16 protein-coding genes and 1 pseudogene are annotated in these 20,294 nt (G+C 47.5%); 16 read left to right on the top strand and 1 reads right to left on the bottom strand.

Annotated features, from left to right (window positions below; translation table 11 throughout):
- The first annotated feature begins 39 nt into the window (after positions 1-39).
- The 13 genes and pseudogenes from U1I11_RS13980 (at position 40) to U1I11_RS14040 (ending at position 13,821) form a co-directional block, all read left to right on the top strand.
- Positions 40-1,479 carry a VWA domain-containing protein gene (locus U1I11_RS13980; RefSeq protein WP_322906743.1) on the top strand — a complete coding sequence of 480 codons (1,440 nt, stop codon included), beginning with the start codon at positions 40-42 and terminating at the stop codon, positions 1,477-1,479.
- Positions 1,480-1,605: 126 nt separating this feature from the next.
- Positions 1,606-2,391, top strand: a complete 786-nt coding sequence (locus tag U1I11_RS13985) for a glucose 1-dehydrogenase (RefSeq protein WP_322906744.1) — start codon at positions 1,606-1,608, stop codon at positions 2,389-2,391.
- A 16-nt stretch (positions 2,392-2,407) separates the two neighbouring features.
- Positions 2,408-3,202 carry a hypothetical protein gene (locus U1I11_RS13990; protein WP_322906745.1) on the top strand — a complete coding sequence of 265 codons (795 nt, stop codon included), beginning with the start codon at positions 2,408-2,410 and terminating at the stop codon, positions 3,200-3,202.
- Positions 3,203-3,930: 728 nt separating this feature from the next.
- Positions 3,931-4,152: a hypothetical protein gene (locus U1I11_RS13995; protein WP_322906746.1), complete on the top strand. Its 222-nt coding sequence runs from the start codon at positions 3,931-3,933 to the stop codon at positions 4,150-4,152.
- 261 nt (positions 4,153-4,413) lie between these two features.
- On the top strand, positions 4,414-5,049 hold the full coding sequence (locus tag U1I11_RS14000) for an SLOG family protein (protein WP_322906747.1): 636 nt from the start codon (positions 4,414-4,416) through the stop codon (positions 5,047-5,049).
- On the top strand, positions 5,046-5,198 hold the full coding sequence (locus U1I11_RS14005) for a hypothetical protein (RefSeq protein WP_322906748.1): 153 nt from the start codon (positions 5,046-5,048) through the stop codon (positions 5,196-5,198). The genes U1I11_RS14000 and U1I11_RS14005 overlap by 4 nt, the downstream gene beginning before the upstream one ends.
- A gap of 659 nt (positions 5,199-5,857) precedes the next feature.
- Entirely contained in the window at positions 5,858-8,281 is a 2,424-nt protein-coding gene (gene nirB, locus U1I11_RS14010; protein WP_322906749.1) for a nitrite reductase large subunit NirB, read from the top strand.
- A 96-nt stretch (positions 8,282-8,377) separates the two neighbouring features.
- A complete protein-coding gene (nirD, locus tag U1I11_RS14015) occupies positions 8,378-8,698 on the top strand; it encodes a nitrite reductase small subunit NirD (protein WP_322906750.1) in 321 nt (106 codons plus the stop codon).
- 576 nt (positions 8,699-9,274) lie between these two features.
- Positions 9,275-9,421, top strand: a complete 147-nt coding sequence (locus tag U1I11_RS14020) for a hypothetical protein (RefSeq protein ID WP_322906751.1) — start codon at positions 9,275-9,277, stop codon at positions 9,419-9,421.
- Positions 9,422-9,702: 281 nt separating this feature from the next.
- Positions 9,703-10,407, top strand: a pseudogene (locus U1I11_RS14025) (methionine ABC transporter ATP-binding protein); the annotation flags it as partial.
- 350 nt (positions 10,408-10,757) lie between these two features.
- Complete coding sequence (locus tag U1I11_RS14030; protein WP_322906752.1) at positions 10,758-11,438, top strand: methionine ABC transporter permease; 681 nt, start codon at positions 10,758-10,760, stop codon at positions 11,436-11,438.
- A 420-nt stretch (positions 11,439-11,858) separates the two neighbouring features.
- The gene (locus tag U1I11_RS14035) at positions 11,859-12,707 is read left to right on the top strand and encodes a MetQ/NlpA family ABC transporter substrate-binding protein (protein ID WP_322906753.1); all 849 of its coding nucleotides are present in this window, start codon (positions 11,859-11,861) and stop codon (positions 12,705-12,707) included.
- Between the two features lie 337 nt (positions 12,708-13,044).
- On the top strand, positions 13,045-13,821 hold the full coding sequence (locus tag U1I11_RS14040; protein ID WP_322906754.1) for a hypothetical protein: 777 nt from the start codon (positions 13,045-13,047) through the stop codon (positions 13,819-13,821).
- 315 nt (positions 13,822-14,136) lie between these two features.
- On the opposite strand, the gene U1I11_RS14045 is transcribed toward U1I11_RS14040, so the two are convergent.
- Positions 14,137-15,045, bottom strand: coding sequence for a DMT family transporter (locus U1I11_RS14045; protein WP_322906755.1), 909 nt, complete (start codon positions 15,043-15,045; stop codon positions 14,137-14,139).
- Positions 15,046-15,390: 345 nt separating this feature from the next.
- On the opposite strand from U1I11_RS14045, the gene U1I11_RS14050 reads away from it, so the two are divergent.
- The 3 genes from U1I11_RS14050 to U1I11_RS14060 all read left to right on the top strand — a co-directional run bounded on the left by U1I11_RS14050 (position 15,391) and on the right by U1I11_RS14060 (position 20,061).
- The gene (locus tag U1I11_RS14050) at positions 15,391-16,269 is read left to right on the top strand and encodes a LysR family transcriptional regulator (RefSeq protein ID WP_322906756.1); all 879 of its coding nucleotides are present in this window, start codon (positions 15,391-15,393) and stop codon (positions 16,267-16,269) included.
- A 389-nt stretch (positions 16,270-16,658) separates the two neighbouring features.
- Positions 16,659-18,065, top strand: a complete 1,407-nt coding sequence (locus U1I11_RS14055; protein WP_322906757.1) for an NAD-dependent malic enzyme — start codon at positions 16,659-16,661, stop codon at positions 18,063-18,065.
- Between the two features lie 670 nt (positions 18,066-18,735).
- On the top strand, positions 18,736-20,061 hold the full coding sequence (locus tag U1I11_RS14060) for a helix-turn-helix transcriptional regulator (protein WP_322906758.1): 1,326 nt from the start codon (positions 18,736-18,738) through the stop codon (positions 20,059-20,061).
- Positions 20,062-20,294 lie beyond the last annotated feature (233 nt).

A 20,294-nucleotide genomic window follows, 5' to 3' on the forward strand; every position in this document is an offset into this window, starting at 1 on the left:
AGCGGATCAAGTTTTGCCGGGAAGGAGTGGAGTTGATCGATGAAGCGGAATAGTTATGCATGGCATAGCCATCCAATGGGCAATCGTCTTTATTTATCGCCAGATGATGGTCATATCGGAGGAGGTTCAACGGGTGATGAACATATGCCGTCTGTGCAGCAATCGTCCAATGATACAGGATCAGCAGCTCCATCGGTACGTTCATTGCCATTACAGCCACAAGCCGCTGCCAAGACAGCAGCGCAGTCTCCAGCGTCGGCGGCGAAGCGTTTTGCGCGCTGGCGTTTAATTCTCGGCGCAGCTGCCGAGCAGGAGTTGAGCGGGTTACAGCAATCCGCCTATCCAGGGGAATGTCTGTTGTCTGATGATGAGCGGGTGATGGATGAGGCGTTAGCTGCAATCTATGATGAGACCGACGGGGCAGGTCATACAGGACAGTCTGGTGGCAGACGTACGACAAGCGGCAGAGGAGCGGGCAGCGGTGCTTCGGCGCCGGTATTATCACGTTGGCTCGGGGATGTGCGGACATTTTTCCCGGATGATGTCGTATCGATTATTCAGCAGGATGCGATGGAGCGTAAAGGCTGGAAAGAATTGCTGTTTGAGCCGGAAGTGTTGGCGCGTGTGAAGCCGGATATTGCGATGGTCGGTACGTTGATGGCACTGAAAGGCAAAATTCCCGAACGGACGAAGGAGACGGCGCGCCAACTTATTCAGGCGGTTGTTGATGATTTGAAGCAACGGCTGGAAAGCAATTTGCGCCGTGCGGTTACAGGGGCGCTCAATCGTCGTCAGCATTCCCCATTGCCCTCGCTGAGCGGGATCGATTGGAAACGTACAATTCAGCGCAATCTTAAACATTATGATCAGGAGCATAAGCGTATCATTCCGGAAAAGTTTTATTATTTTGATCGGGCGCAGCGCAGTAATGAATGGAAAGTCATTATCGATATCGACCAGAGCGGTTCGATGGCAGATTCGATCATTTGGGCATCGGTCGTAGCGGCGATCTTTGCCAGTTTGCCGTCGCTCGATACGAGAGTGGTCGCGTTTGATACGTCGGTCGTTGATCTGACCGAGCAATGTAACAATGATCCGGTCGATATGCTGTTTGGCATTCAACTTGGCGGCGGAACCGATATCGATAAATCGGTCGCGTATTGCCAGCAATTTATCGAAGAACCGAAAAAAACGCTGTTTATTTTAATTTCTGACTTGTATGAGGGCGGCAACCAAAATCGGCTAGTGCGGCGGATGCGGGAAATGCGCGAGTCGGGGGTGAAGACGCTCTGTTTACTAGCATTATCCGATGATGGCAAACCTTTTTATGATGCAGGTGTCGCGAAGCGTTTTACCCGTGATGGTACGCCGAGTTTTGCTTGCACACCGAATGTACTGCCTGCACTTGTAGAAGGCGCACTAAAAAATCAAAATCTGTCTGAGCTCGTACAGCGGCTAGGTATAAAGCTGGACAGCTAAGCTGCTTTTGTTTACGAATGCGCCAAATCGTGTAACCAATGGGTAGAGCTGCTTTTCGCGGACTGATCGGTTCCCGGCAAAGCACAGCATGAACTACACTTTGGAAACGATGAAGGAGGCAGCATTATGTACCCGGATTTGGCAGGCAAAACGGTTATTGTTACCGGCGCGGCAACCGGTATCGGTCAGGCGATTGCGCTTCGTTTTGGACAGGAACAGGCGAATGTGGTGATCAATTACCATAGCAATCATGACGGTGTAGAGGAAACGATTGCCCGAATTCAAGAAGCAGGCGGTCAAGCGATCGATGTGCAGGGCGATATGTCGAGCGAAGAAGATGCGCAGCGTATCGTGCAGACGGCGCATGATACGTTTGGCAGCATGGATATTATGATTAACAATGCTGGGATGGAAAATGAAGTGCCTTCGCATGAGCTGTCATTGGACGATTGGAACAAAGTCATTAATGTCAATCTGACCGGTGCCTTTCTTGGCAGCCGTGAGGCGCTTCGTTATATGCTCAAACATCAAGTGAAGGGCAGCATTATTAATATGTCGAGTGTGCATGAGCTTATTCCGTGGCCGCATTTTGTCCATTACACCGCTAGTAAAGGTGGCGTGAAAATGATGACTCAGACGCTGGCGATGGAATATGCACCGCATGGTATACGGGTCAACGGCATTGCACCAGGTGCGATCAATACGCCGATTAATGCGGAAAAGTTCGAAGACCCCGAGCAAAAAGAAGCGGTGACCAAGCTGATTCCGATGGGTTATATCGGTGAGCCGGAAGAAATTGCCGCTGTCGCTGCCTGGCTGGCATCATCGGAAGCAAGCTATGTGACTGGTATTACGTTATTCGCTGACGGCGGGATGACCAAATATCCTTCCTTTCAAGGTGGAAACGGCTAAAACGGGGGTGGTATGCATGATTCAGCGTGAAACCCAGATACAAGATCAAGGTCATCCTATAACCGGTTCAACCGTTAACAAACAGGATGATCCAGCGATTGTATGGTATCCCGAGCCGGACGATGTGCTAGATCATCCGGCGCTATCTTGCTATTTTCTGCCGCTTGTTTCTTTTACACAGGAGCATTTGCAAACTGGGCAGTCTTATCGGATTCATCTATTTGGCATCGAAGGACTGCCTTGTGTCGCACCGAGTCGTTATGGAGAGCCACATGTGTGGGGCTTTGCTTATAATGGTGGCAAATATCGCTGGCTTGGTGATCCGGCGGTATTTGGCGGTATTAATGTGTCTGAAGTGTACGCATGGTTATTGCAAGACTTTGACCGTAACTGTGAATATTATATGCATGAACGGATGAGTGCTGCCGATTATGTGACAGGTGCACAAACGGCGCTAAATAGCATTGCGAACTTTGATGCGCAGCAATATGCTCACAGTGTGTACAGTTATATGTACACACGTATCCATTATCAACGTACCGGGCAATTCCGACATATGGATGAGCTAACTGGCAATCCGCTTTCTTTTACAGGATTGCGCTCAGAGCGCTGGTTGCTCGATCGGCTGGAAGCACAGCAACTGGGCAGCTCGATTTTGGCTCGTTTTACACCGGTCGAGCGCAATCGCTATAAATTGGAACCAGCGATGATTGTAGGTGGGACAGAACGTTTTCATTTTATAGATAGCAGTCAAGGAGCTGTGGTGGCGGCGCTACATGCAGAACGCCGGCATGTGTATTTGTTGCAATAAGTGCACGCACGTGCATGTAATGAACATAGTAGCTTGACTAGCTTACATGTGCTGTCTGCTCGATTCCATCCTATGAACATCTATCTAGATCAGACAATGAACTTTTCTAGTACATTGACCGGGATGAATTTGAGTATTGAATCTGTTTTAAGGTCGTATTGATCAGGAATTCAGTACACAGCCCAAATTAACATTTAACTTGGTCAAGCTGCTAGTAGGCTGTCTCAAGTGGAAATTGTGTTTGAACGTACCTTAACCGATTCATCATCAAGCAATGGTTAGATCGACAAGCTATAAATGTATTTGAGACAAGCTACTAGGTACGTTTAAACTTAATTTTTACTTGAGATAAACGGACAGGTATATATGTGTATAACGGAAAGTTTCTTTTTGCAGCGGCAGTGCTCGTTTGGATTTAACTCGTTTGGATTTAACTCGTTTGGATTTAAAAGGATGAAGTGGAACGCTTATGAGTGATTGTATGATGATGCGTTTAGCCATCATAAACTGTTCTTTTAAAAAATGATCGGTAAACAGAAACAAGTATTCGTGCTTGTAGCAGTAGCTGTACATTCATCTTTTGCCCGAGTCTGTCAATTATCGATTCTGTTTACATGTAGCATCGATCTAGACTGCTGCCCAAATTGCGAAAATACTCGTATTGCGCTCCAAAAAGCATCGTCAAGGGATAGATGTTATTGTGGCGGTTATGCTATGATGGTGCTGAGGTGAGTTTATTGACGACAGAACAAAATCAACCATCGTCCACATCGGAAGACGTTGCCGCGAAAAAGCAAAGCCAAGCTGAAATGGCAAAACGTCTGTTAGCTCAAAAAAAGCAAAACAGTCAGGGCAAAGGCGCTAACAGTCAGCAATCGACCGGCACGAAATCGCTGAAAAGCCAGATGACCAAAAAAGTAAACAATCAACGCAAAAAGATGGGAACGTAATTGTTCGTTTCAATCTGCGTTTGCCGGATGATGTATTCGGATAAGCTGTACACTTAAGTACATGCAGTAAACTTAAGTACATGTAGTACACACAGACCCTTTGCAGCGCTCGATGAGCCGGAAGGGTCTTTTTCTCTGTTCACTTGGTTTGTCATGGTATGATGATAAAATAAGCAGCGTACGCATCTTTACATCTTATCTACCCTATATAAACGATCTGTCACTAAAGCAGACGATAATGGAAGCGGGGAATTATACAGCATGAAAAATATACTGATTACCGGCTACCGGGCGCATGAGTTGAATATTTTTAACCAAAAGCATGACGGGATTCCGTATATTCGGCAGGCGATTCGCAGCAAGTTGATTCCGTTGCTGGAGGAAGGGCTTGAATGGGTCATTACACCAGGGCAATATGGAGTTGATCTATGGGCATGCGAAGAAGCGATCGAGCTGAAAAAGGAGTATCCACATTTACGGGTATCGATTTTGTCGGCATTTGCCAGCCCGGAGGAACGATGGAGTGACGATAAGAAGGAGTATTATGAAGGTGTTTTAAAGCAAATTGATTTTCATGGTGTAGTTAGCAATCGTTCGTATGAAGGCATTTGGCAGTTTAAGGCGCGAGATGAGCTGTTGTTTCGTAAAACGGATGGGTTAGTGCTCGTATATGATGAAGATGCTGGTGAAGGCAGTCCGCGTTTTTTCAAGCAGGAAGCGTTGCGCAGACAGCAGGAGAATGGGTATCGATACATTAGCATTAGTTCGGAAGATATCCAAACGCTGGCGGACGAGCAGCGGATGGAGCAGCAATGGGAAGAACCGGAGCAAGGTGGAAGCGAAGGTGGAGACGAGTTTGGCGCAGATGGTGTAGCGGTACGAGAAGGAATAGAATGATCGGTATTACTGTAAGTAAGATCGGCACTGAATTCAGACATTGCTTGCGGGAGCACGGTGAGCAGCATCGGTATGATTGTGTGGGATCGGCACTGCGTGTCGCTATAATGTGGTGGATGCAGCAATTGACCGAAGCGCTGACGCCGTAGTTGTCTGTTTGTAAAATGATAGCTTGTAGCTTCGAGATACTTGGCAAATATTTGGCGAGCATAGCTGGCTGTTCATACCGAGCAAGCCAGCCGAGATTGTGGATAGTATGACAGAATGTGTGGGTAGGTAAAGTGCAGATCGTGATCACATAGCAGAAGATCATGAACATATAGCAGATCGTGACCACATAGCAGGAGATCATGATCATATAGCAGCTTGTGACTGTATAGCAGGCAGATCGTGGCTACATAACAGATCGTGACCACAAGTACATACAAAATTACTATCGACGGACACGATTTGTTCAATTTTAAAATACATTCAGGCTGAAGCGAGAAAGACTTAAGCCTCTTAAATACATTGTTATAAAAATTACAGCGGCAATAAAATAACTAAAAGTAAAAAAGTAAGGTGACAAATATTACATCCTCTCTCCCTATGCAGCATTATACTAAACCCATAAAAGATTCCAATTTTAGATATCAAAGATTGTGAAATATGTTACTTGAACATAAGATGCGTAAAAGTACAGTCACACCTTCAATCGCTAGCCGTCGCGGTTGGTGTAACTTGCGACACATGTACGTACAGATGCAGCCGTACGTTTGATACAGCGCAAGCTGCAATATAGACTAATGAATACAACGGAGGAATTGCTATGACAGCAACACGCGAACGACTTGTTCTGATCGGTAATGGTATGGCTGGAGTAGCGACATTGGAACAGATGATCAAGTTAGGCGGTAATTACGATATTACGGTGATCGGCAGCGAGCCGCATCCGAATTATAACCGAATTATGCTCTCTTATGTGCTGGAAGGCAGTCTTACGATCGATGATATCGTGCTGAACAGCCTGGAATGGTATAGCGCCAATAATATTACACTGCATACCGGCACAACTGTGACTGCAATTGACCCGCAGCAGCAGATCGTCATAGCGGATAATGGTTTGCATATTCCATACGATAAGGTTATCATCGCGACCGGTTCCAGTTCGCTGATTTTGCCGATTCCGGGGCATGACAAACAAGGTGTAGTCGGTTTTCGCGATATTGCCGATTGTCAGCACATGTTGGAAGCGGCGGCGCATTACCGTAAGGCAGCCGTGATCGGTGGCGGGCTGCTCGGTTTGGAAGCGGCAAAAGGGCTGGCAAGTCTCGGCATGGACGTAACCGTTGTACATTTGATGAATGATCTGATGGAACGTCAGCTCGATTCGATTGCCGCAAGTATGCTGAAAAAGGAGCTGGAAACGCACGGTATTCGCTTCCGCATGGGCGCGCAAACGTCCGCGTTGCTGGGCGGTGAACGGGTGGAAAAGCTGCTGTTCCAAGATGGTAGCGAGCTGGCAGCCGATTTTGTAGTGATGGCAGCCGGTATTCGTCCGAATATCGCGGTCGCTCGTGCTAGCGGCATCGAAACTGGACGTGGCATCATCGTTAACGATGATATGCAAACTTCGCTGGAACATGTATACGCGGTCGGTGAATGTGTAGAACATCGCGGCATATGTTATGGGCTGGTCGCGCCATTGTTTGAGCAAGCGCTTGTGCTGGCACGGCATATTTGCGGGTTGGAAACAAAGCCATATGAAGGCTCGACCGTATCGACTAAACTAAAAATTTCCGATGTTGATGTATTTTCGGCAGGTGTTTTTATCGAAAATGAGCAGCAATCGGTCATTACAGCGCGCGACGATTGGAAAAAAACGTACAAAAAGATCATTTTGGACAACAACCGCATCGTCGGTGCGGTACTGTTTGGCGATATTAATGATGCAGCCGAACTGCAAAAGCTGATTCGTCAGCAAGCGCCGATGACCGATGAATTATACGCAACACTGATAGGAACAGGTAGTTGCAGCCATAGCCAAACGAAGCCAACGGTTGCAGCGATGGCGGATGATGAGATTGTATGTGGTTGTAACGGTGTGACCAAGCTTGATATCGTGCAGGCAATTCAGGAAAAAGGTTTAACGAGCGTTGATGAAATTAAAGCATGCACCGGAGCGACACGTTCGTGTGGTGGTTGTAAGCCGGTCGTAGAGCAAATTTTGCAATTTGTGCTTGGCGATGGGACGGCGGTCGCTTCCAGTCAAGGCATGTGTACATGTACGAAGCTCGGTCGTGATGAAGTGGTGGCAGCGATTCGCGATCAAAGGCTGAAAACGATCAAAGAAGTGATGCATGTGCTAGAATGGAGCCAACCGGAAGGCTGTTCGAAATGCCGTCCGGCGATCAACTACTATCTCGGTATGATTCATTCGAACGTATATCAAGATGAAAAAGAATCGCGTTTTGTTAACGAGCGCATGAACGCTAATATCCAAAAAGACGGTACTTATACCGTCGTGCCACGCATGTACGGCGGCGTGACCACACCGGAACACTTGCAAAAAATCGCTGATGTAGCGGTAAAATATAACGTCAAAGCGGTCAAAATGACCGGCGGTCAGCGGATCGACTTAATCGGTGTCCAAAAACAAGACCTGCCGCTCGTCTGGGCAGAGCTGGATATGCCGTCCGGTTACGCTTACGCCAAATCGCTGCGTACTGTTAAAACTTGTGTTGGCGCGCAATTTTGTCGCTTTGGCACACAGGATTCGATGGGAATGGGTGCTGCGTTGGAACAGCGGTTTGAACGTCTTGATTTCCCTGCCAAATTCAAAATGGCGGTCAATGGCTGTCCGCGTAATTGTGCGGAATCGTGCACCAAAGATATCGGCATCGTCGGCAACGATGGCGGTTGGGAAATTTTTATCGGTGGCAATGGTGGTATTAAAGCACGTCTGGCAGATTCGTTTGGCAAAGTCAAAACCGATCAAGAGCTGATCGATCTGTGTGGAGCGATTATCCAATATTATCGCGAAACCGGTAAATATTTGGAGCGTACGTCGGAATGGGTGGAACGGATGGGGCTGGAGCAAATTAAAGCCGCGATTTTGGACGATGCCGACCAGCGCAAGCAATTGATCAAACGTGTCGAAATCGCGCTGGCACAAGTGGAAGACCCTTGGCAAAAAATGCTGCATGATGAACCGACACGTACCGCTCTGTTTGGCACAAAAGCAAATGTGTAACAAAGTAGGTCAAAGACATATATGCAGATGTGTGGGCAGACGTATCGTATACAGGAACATAGACACAAGCATAGGAATGAGAAAGGAGGAGCGACAATGACGATGACACAGACATTTTACAAAGCAGGGATGCTGGATGAGTTTTTAAGTCGAATTGGGCGTGTATTAGTCGTAGACGGACAGGAGATTGCCGTGTTCCGCACCTCGGATAATGCTGTGTTTGCACTGGAAAATCGCAATCCCCATCCAAAAGGCGGCACGATTGCCGAAGGGATCGTTTCCGGACATATTTTGTATGATCCGCTGTACGATTGGCAGATCGATCTTGCGACGGGTAAAGTGCAGGCACCGGATGAAGGTCAAGTGCGTACATTTCCGGTTAAATTGGAGCAAGGTGCGGTGTGGATTGGACTTTGATATGGACGGTTAGTAGGCTGACCGCGCTAAATGTACAGTTTAAAGTCGTATAGCTTAGCGAAGTTTACCGTATGATGTAGGTATATGTTCATACGATAGAGTCGATCGGACAATATATTTAAGCGGGTCAAACTAGGTGGTGTCTTCAAACTGTCATCCTTGTCAGTTTATCGGTCGAATGGGTCACGCTTCAAGTGAGTTGAGCTGCTTATACGACAATAATCTAATGAAAAAACGCATCAAACTGCTTATAAAGAAGTTTGAAGACACGTTCTAGTACGTTGACCAAGTTCAATGTTCATTTGGATTGTGTACTGAAATGCTGATCCATGCGACCTTAAAACAGATTCAATACTCAAATTAATCTCGGTCAAGGTACTAGTCATTTGTATCAAATACATTTACAGTTTGTCGATCTAACCATTGCTTGATGATGAATAAGTTAAGGTACGTTCAAACAAAATTTCCATTTGAGACAGACTACTAGTGACTTATCTCAGGAAGATGTAAGGTTGCGTCCATCTGAATCCTGCTTGAACCGTGCAAGGTTCAGATGGACGCAATCCTTGGATAGATTTGAGACAAGCTACTAGTTATCATTTTGATACAGATACAGATACAGATACAGATACAGATACAGATACAGATACAGATACAGATACAGATACAGATACAGATACAGATACAGATACAGGTACAGATACAGGTACAGGTAAAGAATAGCTATAGACGCAAGCTGTATTGCCTTATAAAAGGCAGGGCGGTTTGCGTCTTTTTGTATGATGATCAGCGTATGACGGTATGTTTGCCTACGACATTCGCAAAAATTAGTGACACAGAAACTTCATTTGCTTATAATGTAGCAGAAGTGGCACATATAACAGATATGGAAAAATAGTAATACAATAACTAAGTGCCACCGTACAAAAGCTGCGGCGCAACAGACAGATTGCATTTACAATGGAACCTCATCGGTCCGGGTTGAGGCGGAGGAGGGAGCAACGATGATTACGCTGGAAAGCGTGAGTAAATATTTTGGCTCTGCCGGGATGGGGCAGGCGGCAGTGCAAGCGGTCGATCTGCACATTGCCGCAGGCGGCATTCATGGCATTGTCGGCAGCAGTGGAGCAGGCAAATCGACGCTGCTGCGTATGATCAATATGTTGGAACGTCCAGATGCAGGGCGTGTAATTGTAGACGGCACCGAGCTGACCGCCTTGCCGGAACGTAAATTGCGGCAGATACGGCAGCAAATCGGCATGATTTTTCAGCAGTTTAATCTAGTACACAATCGCACCGCTGGCGGCAATGTGGCGGCACCGCTTGAACTTGCCGGGATGAAAGGAATAGCACGTAAGCAGCGAATTAGCGAATGTTTGGCACAGGTCGGTTTGTTGGAACGGTTGCATGCTTATCCGGCAGAGCTAAGCGGTGGACAGCGCCAGCGTGTGGCGATTGCGCGTGCGCTCGCTAACCGTCCGCAAATACTACTTTGTGATGAACCGACATCTGCGCTTGACCCGGCAACAACCGCTGGTATTTTGGAGCTGTTAACACAGATCAATGCGCAGCTTGGCGTGACGATTGTGATTGTGACCCACGAAATGGATGTTGTCAAAAGTATCTGTCATACCGTCTCGGTCATGGAGCGAGGTAGCATCACGCAGAGCTATGCACGGGCAGAGCACGGTTTTGCGCCTGCGCCGGATTATACGCTATCGTATCGTGAGCAATTGCTTGGCAAGCAGACTGGACAAGCAATGTCGGGCAGTGCTGGGCGGTCTAACGATTCGGAATGTCCGGAAAGTCAGCACAGTCAAAAAAGTTATCATCATCAAAAAAGTCATGCCATTCAGCATCAACAAGCACTACACTTTAACACAGCACCAGCACCAGCACCAGCACCAGCACCAGCACCAGCACCAGCACCAGCACCAGCACCAGCACCAGCACCAGCACCAGCACCAGCACCAGCACCAGCACCAGCACCAGCACCAGCACCAGCACCAGCATACAAACAGCAGCTAAACAGCAAACAGCAGCAGGACGGTGAGCGGAAATGAGCGGATCGCGAACATTTGGTGAGATGATGGAGCGTTATCAACATGAAATATGGCGGGCGATTGGCGAAACGTTTACGATGGTCGGCATTTCACTCGCTGCGGCAGTGCTAATCGGTCTGCCGCTCGGCACACTGCTATATTTGACCAAAAAAGGGCAGCTGTACGAGCAACCGCTATTCGCTAGTGTGCTCAATACGTTAGTAAATGTAGTGCGTTCGTTTCCATTTTTGCTGCTGGTCGTGTTTTTAATTCCGTTTACGAGGTTGGTGGTGGGCACATCGATCGGGACGGAAGCGGCGTCTGTGCCGCTGTCGATCATCGCGATCGCTTATTATTCGCGTCTGGTGGAGCAGGCATTGCTTGATATACCACGCGGCATTGTAGAATCGGCACGCGCGATGGGGGCGTCACCGCTGCAAATCGTATGTAAATTTTTGTTTGTAGAGGCGCGTTCGGGCTTGGTGCTTGGCTTGACTACATCAGCGATTAGCTTTATTTCGTATTCCACTGTCGTTGGCATCGTCGGTGGCGGTGGAATTGGCGATTTTGCGATCCGTTACGGGTATCAGCGTTTCGAGACTGATGTGATGATCTATATGATTGTGCTGATGATTATACTCGTGCAAGCTGTGCAATTTACCGGCAGCTGGCTGGCACGGTTATTGGATAAACGTTGACACTAACGATACTGTAGTTGGCATCGTTATTTTGGAAACAGAGGCTTGAATACAGATTGAACATTAGAGCTATAGTAGGCTGTCTCAAATGGAAATCAAGTTTTAACGTCCTTCAACCTATTAGACTGTCTCAAATGGAAATTTTGTTTGAACGTACCTTAACCGATTCATCATCAAGCAATGGTTAGATCGACAAACTGTAAATGTATATGATACAAGCTACTATGCCTGATCAAGCGATGATAAGATGGACAGACTGTAAATGTACTCAACACAAGCTAATAGTTTCATGCCATACGAGCAATATGATTGTTCGTGTGAACGTGTAGACGGGCAATATGATGAACGGCGATCTGTTGCAGTTTTGCTTTTATAAGTATGGCTCTGAATACAACTGAACTTAATTAATGGAGGAACACTATGAAAAATAAAAATGGATTATATATCGTATTGATCGCGCTGACATTGCTGCTAGCAGCATGTGGAAGCAAAACCGGTTCTGATTCAAGCGCCACTACAAGCTCCAACGATTCAGCAGCGACAACGAACGAAACGACACTCAAGGTGGCAAGTCTAATCCCACCGATGACCGATATGCTTGATATCGTCAAACCATTGCTCAAAAAAGATGGCATCAACCTCGAAGTTGTCGTACTGTCAGACAATGTGCAACCTAACGATGCATTGGCACACCAAGAAGTAGATGCGAATTTTTTCCAGCATGTGCCATATATGAACCAGTACAATGCTAGCAAAGGCGCTAATTTGGTTGCGATCCAGCCTGTATACAATGCGATCTATGGCGCCTATTCCAAAACGTACAAAAACATAAATGATCTGCCAGATGGCGCAGTTATCGCGATTGCCAACGATCCATCCAACATCGGTCGTTCCTTGCAAATGCTGGCGCAAGCAGGCATGATCAAACTAAAAGACGGCGTTGGCATGAACGCAACCCAAGCGGATATTACATCTAACCCGAAACATTACCAGTTCAAAGAAGTCGATCTGCTTATGCTTGCCCGGATGTATGATGAAGCCGATCTCGTTGCGATGACACCAGCCTATGCCAAACCGCTGAATTTGACGCCGGTAAAAGATGCACTGGTGACCGAAAAAGCAGACTCAACATTTGCGATCACGCTTGTCGCCCGCGCGGATAATAAAGACGCTGAACCGATCCAGAAGTTAAAGCAGCATTTGGCTGGGCCGGAAGTGAAGCAGTTTTTGCAGGACAATTATGCCGATATCGCTGTGCCTGCCTTTTAAAATAACAATGGAACAGCCAGGTTGCCATATATTCGGTGAGCTGGCTATTTTTTTGGCAGAGCGATGGAATAGGCATGTATCGATTGTAATGTATTTGATTGTAATGTATTGATCGTCATGTATCGATAATACTGTTTAGGATCGTTTTGCCTGTTATATAACAACAGGCTACGGCATTGGCATCGTAAAATGCTTCGCTAAGCTGGCTTGCCGTATTGCATTTGCGACACATACATGGTGTACTTCTTTTACATAAGTATTGCATCTAGTTTGTATAACGATGAAATGGCAGCGGTAAGATAAAAGGTGGAGTATTGCAGTTTTGCAGGAAGGTGGAATGAATACGATGCATCATACAGAAGCAACGCAGAAATTTGAAGCTTTTGTGCAGCAATTGACCGCAGCATGGCAACGTGAAATGGACGAACCGCTACAGCAGTGGAATGTGCCGCCGCATTTGTCTGCTAAGGTGAATGAGGATGGGACATTAAACGATTTTTTTGGTTATACGACGGTCATTCCGTTATCTGTGCAAGATCGGGCAAGCTGTGAGCAGGCGCAAGCGCTGCTGTTGGAACGGCTTGGCGATTATTTGGTGCCGCTGTTGCCAGAAACGTTTCATATGACGATTCATGCGCTTGCTAATGAGCGCAATACCGCTGGTGGCGCAGACGCGGTACAGCAGTGGATGCAGGCAAACGAACAGCAGATACATGATACATTTACCGTCATTGCCGAACGCTCGGCAGGGCGCAAAATTGCGATGCGTGCGCTTGGTGTCAGCACAAGTAACAACGATGTGATCAGCATTCGCTATGTGCCGGAAGCGGAGGAAGATTATCAACTGTTGCTAGATATTTATAATCGAATTGCCAAACTGTCACCGGAGCAGAGTTCGTATCGTCCGCATGTGTCGCTCGTTTATTTTAAGCTGCAACCATTAGGACAGGAGCAGATTGCCCGGTTGTATAAGACGATGGACGAAATGAATCGTACGCTGTCACTTGATGTCGTGTTGGAAGTGGATCGGTTAGCTGTGCAATCGCATGATCATATGAACCGATTTCCGACATTGTATACGATCGCTGATTTGCAAAAGGAGGATCATGACTAAGCAAACAGCGAACGATTTTCCTGCAAATGTCGCTCGTGTATGTCTACACATTGGTTACGTTCGATCTAAAGCATTCCAAACGCCGCTCCGCACGCATAAATAAAAGCCGCTATCCCTGTTCCGTAAGGACAGGCGATAGCGGCTTGTTCAACTCCGCGTTCAACTCCGCGTTCAACTCCGCGTTCAACTCCGCGTTCAACTCCGCGTTCAACTCCGCGTTCAACTCCGCGTTCAACTCCGCGTTCAACTCCGCGTTCAACTCCGCGTTCAACTCCGCGTTCAACTCCGCGTTCAACTCCGCGTTCAACTCCGCGTTCAACTATCCCGTACGGGCACAATCACTTCGCGCTGACGGCGTTTGCGCTTATTGCCTGCACCAAGTTTCCACTCCGATATGACCACACCGATCAGCACCAATGCCGCTCCAACATAACCTTTAAGCGACATCACTTCATGTTGAAACCAGTATGCAAACAGCGCAGCAAATACCGGTTCCAATGAAAAGATCAGCCCGGTGCGGGTCGGGGTTGTATATTTCTGCGCGATCGGTTGCACGACAAAACCAAATGCGCTGCACACTACGCTTAATGCCAGCACAGCGATCCAGCCAGCATTCGTATGTGGCAGTGCAGGCGTTTCGAAGCTCAGCGAAAAGATGAAGCCGTATAGCCCGGCAAAGCCAAGCTGCATAATGCCCAAATTCAGTGTACTTCGTGTCAAACGTGCCGCTGCGCCGGTAAGCAAAATATAACCGGCATAACAGAGCGCCGCCAATATGCAGAGCGCATCACCTGGATGAATGGCAAGCTGTCCGTTTAACGTCAGCAGTCCGATCCCAAGTACCGCGCATAATACGCCGATCATCTGTTTGCCTGCCAGTGCACGCCGAAATAGTATCCAATACAAGATCGGCACAAAAATAACGGTCAAACTAACCAAAAAGCCCGCATTGGACGTAGAGGTCGTCTGTAGCCCGAACATAATAAACGCAAACACACCAAACAGGCACAGTCCAAGCAGCGCGCCGTAACCGGTCGTGCGCCAGTCCAGCTGCCGTAACTGGCGAAAGAAGATTAGAGCTGTCAATATAAATGCCAATCCAAAACGCAGTGCGATCAGATTATAGGGGCTAAGCGAGTCCATGCCCATTTTCATAAATAAGTACGAGGAGCCCCAGCAGAGCGTGACCGTGAAAATTAGCAGGTCGGCTCGTGATTGTTTCATGTGTAATCCATCCTTTGCTGTCGCATCCGATCCACCGCTGCCGCTCTGCTCCGGATACATACTGGTAACGGGATCATTAGATCAGTATAGTATATTACAGATACAAGCATATTGAATGTTTGTAATGGAATACATGAAGAAATGTAATGCATCAAACTATAGTATAGACTTAGTTGAATTTTATGTTTGGCTATGCGCTCGTCTTGCTATTGTTCAACATTTAAACCGGCAGCGAAATTGAAATGAATCTAGGTGGAGAGGATCGCATAAACAATATGATCCAAAAGAGGGCACACCAAAACATCCGCCAATCCAGCGTTTACCGATAAAAGGAGTGTACCAAGTTTGAATATTCATAAATACGAAGTGCTGCTTAAAGTCGTCGAGTTGGGCAGTCTAACACGAGCAGCGGAAGTGCTCGGTTTTACCCAATCCGGGGTTAGTCATATTATTCATAGCTTAGAGCGCGAATTTGGCTTTCCGCTTTTGCTGCGCGATCGTTCCGGGGTGCGTTTGACGACGAATGGCGAGCGTGTGTTGGCGCCGCTACGCGAAACGGTCAATTGGAATGAGCAGCTAAAGCAGGTCGTTTCATCGATCCACGGGCTGACGTCCGGGGTGATTCGAATCGGTACGTTTACGAGCGTGTCGGTACATTGGCTGCCAGGTATGATCAAACATTTTCAAAGCGATTATCCGGGTATTAGCTTTCGGCTCGTTGAAGGCGATTATGAGCAGATTGAAGATCGACTTGCTGCTGGCGAGATCGATTGCGGTTTTATGACATTGCCGGCAAGGGGCAACTTTGACATTTTGCCGCTGCGTCAAGATCGAATGCTTGTCATCGTGCCGCCGGATCATCCGCTGCGGCATGCTGCGCATTTTCCGTTGGAACGGTTGGCAGAGGAAGCGTTTATTATGCCACGTGAAGGCTCGGATTATGATGTGCGGCGTGTGCTGGAACATACCGGCATTACGCCGGATGTGCATTTTGTGCTGGGCGATGATTATGCGATTATCGCGATGGTCGAAAATGGGTTAGGCATTAGCATTTTGCCAGAACTGGTGCTGCAAGGGCGTGATCATAATGCCGGTATGCTGGAACTGGAACAGCCTGCTTTTCGCTCGCTCGGGCTTGCCGTCCATTCGTTGTCCAAAGCGTCTCCGGCGACCCGGCGTTTTGTGCAATACGTTGGCGCATGGGTACAACCGGAAGCAGAGTAGTCGCTTGTTTGGCGTAAAATAAGTATGTCTGTTGTACTGCTCAGTACAACGTTGCAAAGGCAAGTCGGATCGAGCGCACGAAATAGCTCGTCCATGTATACGACAGGCGCAATGGCAATCATTTATATATGAATCACACAATCAATTTGCAAAAATACGTTATTATACGCATCGTTTCGATGTTGGCACTATAATACGGAGCTTCCATTTCCGACTGTTCGACTGTGTTTATTTGCTCGTAAACTATGTTATAATGAAGTCCGAATTCCAATGTAAGCGTTATTTCAAAAGAGGCAGTTAAAGACGACCTGCCGCTTACATAGTTGTACACATGATGGGCGTTGCAGGTTATGTATTGATCAAAAACGTATTTTGCAGGAGGTATAACGATGGCTCTTGGTACAAGCATGATCATGCGTTTACAGATGGACAAAAAACAGGTGAGCTTTGGTGAGGTAGCCGGCGCGATTGGGGAAGCTGGCGGCGATGTAGTAGCGATCGACGTGATCCATGCCAGCTCGGAGAGCACAACACGCGACCTGACGATCAATTTGCCGGAAAATGTACGCGAAAGCATGCTGCAAACAGTCGGCGCATTGCCGGGAGTCAAAGTCGTCAACGTATCGGATCGCACCTTTCTGGCGCATCTGGGCGGCAAGATTGAAGTACAGCCCAAATCACCGGTCAAAAACCGCGAAGATTTGTCGCATGTGTATACACCTGGCGTAGCCAAAGTGTGTATGGCGATTCATGAAGATCGGCAAAAAGCATTTTCATTGACCGTAAAGCGGAATATGGTGGCAGTCGTCTCCGATGGCACCGCTGTGCTCGGACTGGGCGATATCGGCCCTGAAGCGGCGATGCCGGTCATGGAAGGTAAAGCGATGCTGTTCAAACAGTTTGGCGAAGTGGATGCGTTCCCAATTTGTCTCAATACAAAAGATACGGAAGAAATTATTCAGGCGGTCAAATGGATGGCACCTGCATTTGGCGGTATCAATTTGGAAGATATTAGCTCGCCACGCTGTTTTGAAATCGAGCGCAGACTAAGTGAGGAACTGGATATTCCGGTATTCCATGACGATCAGCATGGGACGGCGGTTGTTGTGCTTGCCGGTCTGTTAAATGCGCTGCGCATCGTAGGCAAGCCACTGGAAACAGCCAAAATCGTCGTGCTTGGCATTGGTGCTGCCGGAGCGGCATGCGTACGGATGCTGTTATCGGCAGGTGCGCAAAATCTGATCGCTGTTGATAAAGAAGGCGCTCTCGTACGTGATGAGCAATATGCGCATGACATGTGGAACTGGATTGCGGCGAACAGCAACCCACAGCAAGAGCGTGGCAGTTTGAGCGATGTGATCCGTGATGCGGATGTGTTCGTGGGCGTCTCCCGTCCGGGTCTGCTGACGGTTGAGCATTTGCATACGATGGCGGATGATCGGATCGTCTTTGCAATGGCGAATCCTGATCCAGAGATCGATCCGGAAGTGGCGGAACCACATGTGCGTGTATTGGCGACCGGACGTAGCGATTATCCGAACCAGATTAACAATGTGCTGTGCTTCCCAGGTATTTTCCGCGGTGCACTTGATTGCCGGGCGTCCACGATCAATGAGGAAATGAAAGTCGCTGCCGCACGTGCGATCGCATCGGTTGTGAAGGAAGATGAGCTGAACGAACTGTACATCATCCCCGGTGTGTTTAATGAACAAGTCGTGCAAGAAGTACGCCGCGGCGTAGTTGAAGCGGCGATCAAGACGGGTGTCGCACGCCGTATTCCGCCTGAGTTCCGATGATTGCATCGCATGTCGGTGCAATCATCGCATTGATGGGGACGGTAGATCGAGACAGTATAAAGCAACTGTATCCATATCGTATGGAACGGTAGATTAGGACAATTTAAAATACCTAAATCGATATCGTAAAACGACCTGGCGGTTCATATTACCGTCGGGTCGTTTTGTGATTAAAAATGTATAGAGTTGCTCAAATGATACGTTACTGCATGCGGAGCTGCACCGCTTGGCGATTCAGAAGTAAAATAAAGCGTATTGCCTGTCCGCTTATGAAATGTGAGACGATCTTCATTATTTTTTGATACATAACATAGCTGCTCGGTTTTTGCGCTAATCGTATTATGATAACTGCTCGTTGGTGCCGTCTTTGCTTAGGGTGCGGTGAGTGGGGGCAGCAATAATGTGGCGGACAGTAGCAGTGAGATACAGGATTTCGTGATCATCCGATAACATCAGTTCCTTTCCGTAAAAAGGGCATAGGAGCGTGCCGCCGTGACTGTATTTATAGCGTTGTCTGCATTAGTATGGACAAAAGAGCATGTATAAAATCTCAAAATACGGAAAATGATCAATCCATTAAAATTATTCACTCGAACTCCGAATATTCATCCGGCACCTTATGATCGGTAGCGGAAGCCCAAATAAATTTCAGACAAAGGAGCCTACAATCATGGACAGCAAACGTTCGGAATTCACTAATATTCATACAAACCTGCACATGATACTACCGAATATGCATATGACACTGCCACAACAGCTAGCGACAAATGCGTCTATTACGTCCACAACTGGTCATAAAGCGGATATTCATGCTGCCGCTTGCCAGCCTGTACAGCCATCAACCGAGGAAACAGTGCCGCCACTTTCGGTCAGCGCAAGTTTGTATACGAGTAGGCTCGCCCATACGAGCGCTCGTCCGCAATTTTATGCCTATTATTATAAACAGTGGCAACGATACGAAATGGATTATCATCAACATCGCTCCACCGAAATTATGTATATGATCGCCGGCAATTGCCGTATCGAACTATTGCCGCCAGCAACCGATGGAGCTGTTTCTGAGACGACGCAGGCGAAGGGAACAGTGGATCGGGCTGTTTCTGAGACAACGCAGATGAAGGAAGCAATAGATGGAACTGTTTCTGAAACGACGCAGATGAAGGAAGCAGTGGATAGAGCTGTTCATGTAGCAGGTCAAGCTGCTCATGGCAAAATGCAGACGAAGACAGCAGTAGATGAAGCGACTCAACGGATGACAAAGGCGGAAGTCATCGAGCTGCAACGCGGTCAGTTTATATTGATTGATGCTGAAGTGCCACATCGTCTAATCGTAGGGGAGCAGCCGTGCCGGATGCTTAATTTGGAGTTTGGGCTGCGGCTGGATGAGTCGGATATATCGACATTATCACCGCCTGCAACGACTATTTTGCAACAGCTCGCCCGCCAGGAAGACGATCTAGCAGCGATGATTGGTCAGCCGCAGCGTTATAGCGTGCTGTCCGATCCGGAAGAAGTTTATTATACGCTCAAATCGCTTGTGCTGGAACTGGATCAACGGGGCGGCACATCGATGCTAAGCGAACTATTATTTGCCCAGCTGCTCGTACGCATTGCCCGCTTGTGGCGCGAACATGAGCAAAGTCGATCTTCCCAAAGCGAACGTTATGTGCGACAAAGCATAGAGTTTATGCGGCAAAATTACGATCGCAGCATTCGGATGGAGCAGATTGCGGCAGCGGTTAATGTGCATCCAGGCTATTTGCACCGTGTATTCCGCAAGCATATGGACACGACTCCGACCGAATATTTAAACACATTGCGGATGGAAAAAGCGATGATGTTGCTCGGCAGCACCGATATTCCGATCGCTGAAATCGCTGATTATGTCGGCGTAACGAGTCGGCAATATTTTCATCTATTGTTTAAAAAGCATACGGGACAGACACCTGCCGACTATCGTAAAACGATGGAACACACCCAATGGAGTGACTCGTGAACGGATGGAAAGTAACAATGAAAAAGCAAGTTTAAATATGTTCATGATAAAGCATCATAAGGTAGACTGATCCTAAAATTAATAGGGACAAGACATTATTAATGATTAACAGTTATAGTTTGCAATGACACTGCAAGCACTGATCTTGTATCCGTGCTTTTTTGATCTATGTTTAGCGACTATTTTTTGTTCAGGTTAGGATTTTGGACAGCTATCCGGCAAACTGGTGATGA

The sequence above is a fragment of the Paenibacillus campi genome (genome assembly GCF_034659835.1).
GTDB lineage: Bacteria > Bacillota > Bacilli > Paenibacillales > Paenibacillaceae > Saccharibacillus > Saccharibacillus campi.

What these genes read in the sequence shown, in the direction of transcription:
- U1I11_RS13990 (WP_322906745.1), top strand. Translation starts at nt 2,408, where the DNA reads ATGATTCAGCGTGAAACCCAGATACAAGATCAAGGTCATCCTATAACC.
- U1I11_RS14055 (WP_322906757.1), top strand. Translation starts at nt 16,659, where the DNA reads ATGGCTCTTGGTACAAGCATGATCATGCGTTTACAGATGGACAAAAAA.
- U1I11_RS14000 (WP_322906747.1), top strand. Translation starts at nt 4,414, where the DNA reads ATGAAAAATATACTGATTACCGGCTACCGGGCGCATGAGTTGAATATT.
- U1I11_RS14060 (WP_322906758.1), top strand. Translation starts at nt 18,736, where the DNA reads ATGGACAGCAAACGTTCGGAATTCACTAATATTCATACAAACCTGCAC.
- U1I11_RS14040 (WP_322906754.1), top strand. Translation starts at nt 13,045, where the DNA reads ATGAATACGATGCATCATACAGAAGCAACGCAGAAATTTGAAGCTTTT.
- nirB (WP_322906749.1), top strand. Translation starts at nt 5,858, where the DNA reads ATGACAGCAACACGCGAACGACTTGTTCTGATCGGTAATGGTATGGCT.
- U1I11_RS14030 (WP_322906752.1), top strand. Translation starts at nt 10,758, where the DNA reads ATGAGCGGATCGCGAACATTTGGTGAGATGATGGAGCGTTATCAACAT.
- U1I11_RS13980 (WP_322906743.1), top strand. Translation starts at nt 40, where the DNA reads ATGAAGCGGAATAGTTATGCATGGCATAGCCATCCAATGGGCAATCGT.
- U1I11_RS14045 (WP_322906755.1), bottom strand. Translation starts at nt 15,045, where the DNA reads ATGAAACAATCACGAGCCGACCTGCTAATTTTCACGGTCACGCTCTGC.
- nirD (WP_322906750.1), top strand. Translation starts at nt 8,378, where the DNA reads ATGACGATGACACAGACATTTTACAAAGCAGGGATGCTGGATGAGTTT.
- U1I11_RS13985 (WP_322906744.1), top strand. Translation starts at nt 1,606, where the DNA reads ATGTACCCGGATTTGGCAGGCAAAACGGTTATTGTTACCGGCGCGGCA.
- U1I11_RS14005 (WP_322906748.1), top strand. Translation starts at nt 5,046, where the DNA reads ATGATCGGTATTACTGTAAGTAAGATCGGCACTGAATTCAGACATTGC.
- U1I11_RS14035 (WP_322906753.1), top strand. Translation starts at nt 11,859, where the DNA reads ATGAAAAATAAAAATGGATTATATATCGTATTGATCGCGCTGACATTG.